The sequence below is a fragment of the Burkholderia sp. LMG 13014 genome (assembly GCF_905232215.1).
Lineage (GTDB): Bacteria > Pseudomonadota > Gammaproteobacteria > Burkholderiales > Burkholderiaceae > Burkholderia.
The window spans coordinates 1-2,820 of sequence record NZ_CAJNKE010000693.1 but is presented as its reverse complement, the minus strand read 5'-3'; the positions used below and the strand labels follow the sequence as shown (position 1 = coordinate 2,820).

Genomic DNA, 2,820 nt, shown 5'->3' with positions numbered 1-2,820 from the left:
ATTCTCGCCGCGAGTGCCGTCATCAAAGGCGGGCCGCCGTCGAGGTCCGGATGCGGCAGGTCGATGAGGGCCGGGGATTCGCCCTGTGGCGATACCGGCGCTGCCGGTGGCGCCGGCGAATAGGCCAACAGTTGCGGTTCCGTCATGTGAGCCTCCTTGGAGCATCGCCGTGCTTGCCTGGGACGTCGCGCATCGGCGATTTCACGATAAGGCGGCCGGGCCGCAGCGGCTTGACCGAGGTCAAGCCGCGCACCGGCAGGCCGCGACGCGCGTCGAGCGGCGTCCGTTGACCTGCATCAGCGATCCACGGCCGGGCGTGTGCAAATCTGGAGGTGTGCGGCGGACCGACGCGCCGCGGCTCACAGGAGTGCAGGCGATGAAAACCGACAAGCAGTTGAAGCAGGACGTTCAGGACGAACTGGAGTCCGACCCGGCGATCGACGCGACACGTATCGGTGTCGAGGTCGTCAACCGGATCGTGACGCTCTCGGGTCATCCGCCGAGCTATGCGGAAAAACTGGCGATCGAGCGTGCGGCAAACCGCGTGGCCGGCGTCAAGGCGCTCGTCGTCGACATGACCGTGCATCTGCCGGACGACGACGTCCGCACCGACGAGGACATCGCGAACGCCGTGCGCTCGGTGCTGCACTGGACGGTCGGGCTGCACGACGACGCGGTCAAGGTGCAGGTCGAACACGGCTGGATCACCCTGTCCGGCCGGGTCGAGTGGGCCTACCAGAGCCATCTGGCCGTGCGGGCGATCTCGCAGATGCGCAGCGTGACCGGCGTGACCGACCATATCGCGGTGCAGGGTGCGGTCGGCTCGGCCGACATCGGCGGCAACATCAAGCGCGCGATCATGCGCCATGCGGAGCGCGAGGCGAAGCACATCGCGATCGAGGTGCGCGATGGCACCGTGCGGCTGTCCGGCAAGGTCGGCTCGTTCTCCGAACGCAAGGCCGTGCGCGGTGCGGCGTGGTCGGCGCGCGGCGTGCGTGCCGTCGTCGACGACCTGGTTGTCGAGTAAGCGCGGTACGCGGCAATCGGATGCGCCATCCGCGCGGATGCAGGAGGGAAGCCAGATGACACTGTCAGGCGAGGTACACGACGCGGACTGGTCGGTGGCGATCGAGACGATCGCCACCGAAACGGGAGGCTACCGTTGCAGGATCCGTGTGACGCTCAGGTCGCCGGATGGCGCATGCGAGCGTACGTTCGCGCACAGCCGGACCCATGACACCGAGCGCGAGGCCGCGCTGGACGGGCTGCGCGCCGGGATGACGTGGGTCGAGATGAGGAAGTCGAACACGTTTACGGTCTGAAGCGGCTGCGGTCGCGAGCATGTCGCACGGGCAGCGGAATTTCGTTCGTCCTCCGATACAATGACCGCCGCATCGCACGTGCAGCGACGTGCCTAGTCGCTCGCCCGATCTCCGGCGGCAGGCGGCGGCGTGGGGCGCGAGACCGGCTCGTCGTCGCGCGCCTGTTCGCGTTGCCGCGCGACATGATGTGCTACGGCGTCCGTCACCGTCGGAAAGAAGCAGGCGGGACCGAAGACGTCGAACAGCCCGTACGCGCGCAGGCGATCCTTTACCGGGCCTTTCATTTCCGCGAAGCCCAGCGCGATCTTCTGCTCCTGGAGTTCCTTGCAAAGCGCCACGAGCCGGTCCGCGGCACTGACGTCGATATCGGTGACCGGCTCGGACGCGACGATGATGCGCGTGACCGGGGATGTCGACGACGCAACGGCCGCGTGCAGATGCTCGCAGAAAATCTCGACGTTCGCATAGAAGAGCGGCGCATCCCAGCGGAACAGCACGAGCCCGGGCGTCTGGATGGCATCGGGATGCCTTGCGATGTCGTGATAGCCGCGCACGCCGGCCAGCCGGCCGAGCACCGCATCGTACGGATGCCACGCGCGCCACACGAACGACAGCAGCGACAGCGCGCTGGCGAGCAGGATGCCGGGCACGACGCCGATGCCGATCACGCCGGCAAAGCAGAGCATCGAAATCAGGCATTCGCCGCGGCGCATCCGGTACAGCCGGACGACGCTACGGACGTCCATGATGCCGAACGCGGCATAGATCACGACGGCGGCCAGCGCCGTGCGCGGGACGCGGGTCAGCAGCGCGGGCGCGGCAAAGAGCAGGATCGCGATGCACGCCGCCGCGACGAGATTCGTGACCTGGCTTTGCGCGCCCGCGGCAATCGCGACGGGCGTACGGGACGCGCTGCTGCTGACTGCGCAGCCCTGCATCACGCCGGCCAGCAGATTGGCGGCACCCAGTGCGACCAGTTCCTGGTTGCGGTCCGGCGTATCGCCCGCGCGTGCGGAAAGGGCGCGCGACAGCATGCTGATGTCGGCGAACGACACCAGCGCGACGGCGACGGCGCCGGACGCGAGCGTGGCGAGATCGGCGAAGGAGACGGTCGGAAGGTGCGCCACGGGCGCGCCGGCCGGCAACACGCCGACCGTCGCGACGCCGTGCAGCGGCGACACCTGCGCGACGACGGTTGCCGCCAGCACGGCAATCAGTATGCCGGGCGCCCGCGGCATCGCGCGTTTCATCAGGAAAATGGTCGCGAGCACCGCGATGCCCAGCAGGGCCGAAGCAATGGAGAACCGGTGTTCGACGAGGGCATGCACGATGCGCGGCACGCTGCCGAACACGTCGCCGCCCGATACCGGCATGCCCAGCAGTTCCGGCAACCGGCCGACCGCGAGCGCAATGGCGATGCCGTTCAGGTAACCGTACTGGATCGGACGCGACAGCAGGTCGGTAACGAAGCCGAGGCGGAGTGTGCCTAGCAGGATGC

The 2,820-nt window shown here is 68.2% G+C and carries 3 protein-coding genes; 2 read left to right on the top strand and 1 reads right to left on the bottom strand.

Features of this window, described 5'->3' with window-relative positions; translation table 11 throughout:
* Positions 1-376 precede the first annotated feature (376 nt).
* On the top strand, positions 377-1,027 hold the full coding sequence (locus JYJ84_RS33200; RefSeq protein ID WP_174957817.1) for a BON domain-containing protein: 651 nt from the start codon (positions 377-379) through the stop codon (positions 1,025-1,027).
* Between the two features lie 55 nt (positions 1,028-1,082).
* On the top strand, positions 1,083-1,322 hold the full coding sequence (locus tag JYJ84_RS33195) for a hypothetical protein (protein ID WP_174957818.1): 240 nt from the start codon (positions 1,083-1,085) through the stop codon (positions 1,320-1,322).
* A gap of 92 nt (positions 1,323-1,414) precedes the next feature.
* Here JYJ84_RS33195 and JYJ84_RS33190 read toward each other — a convergent pair.
* The coding region (locus JYJ84_RS33190; RefSeq protein WP_240201937.1) for a SulP family inorganic anion transporter at positions 1,415-2,820 on the bottom strand (1,406 nt) is incomplete at its 5' end.

Coding starts and splice junctions, on each gene's coding strand:
- JYJ84_RS33195 (WP_174957818.1), top strand. CDS start 1,083: ATGACACTGTCAGGCGAGGTACACGACGCGGACTGGTCGGTGGCGATC.
- JYJ84_RS33200 (WP_174957817.1), top strand. CDS start 377: ATGAAAACCGACAAGCAGTTGAAGCAGGACGTTCAGGACGAACTGGAG.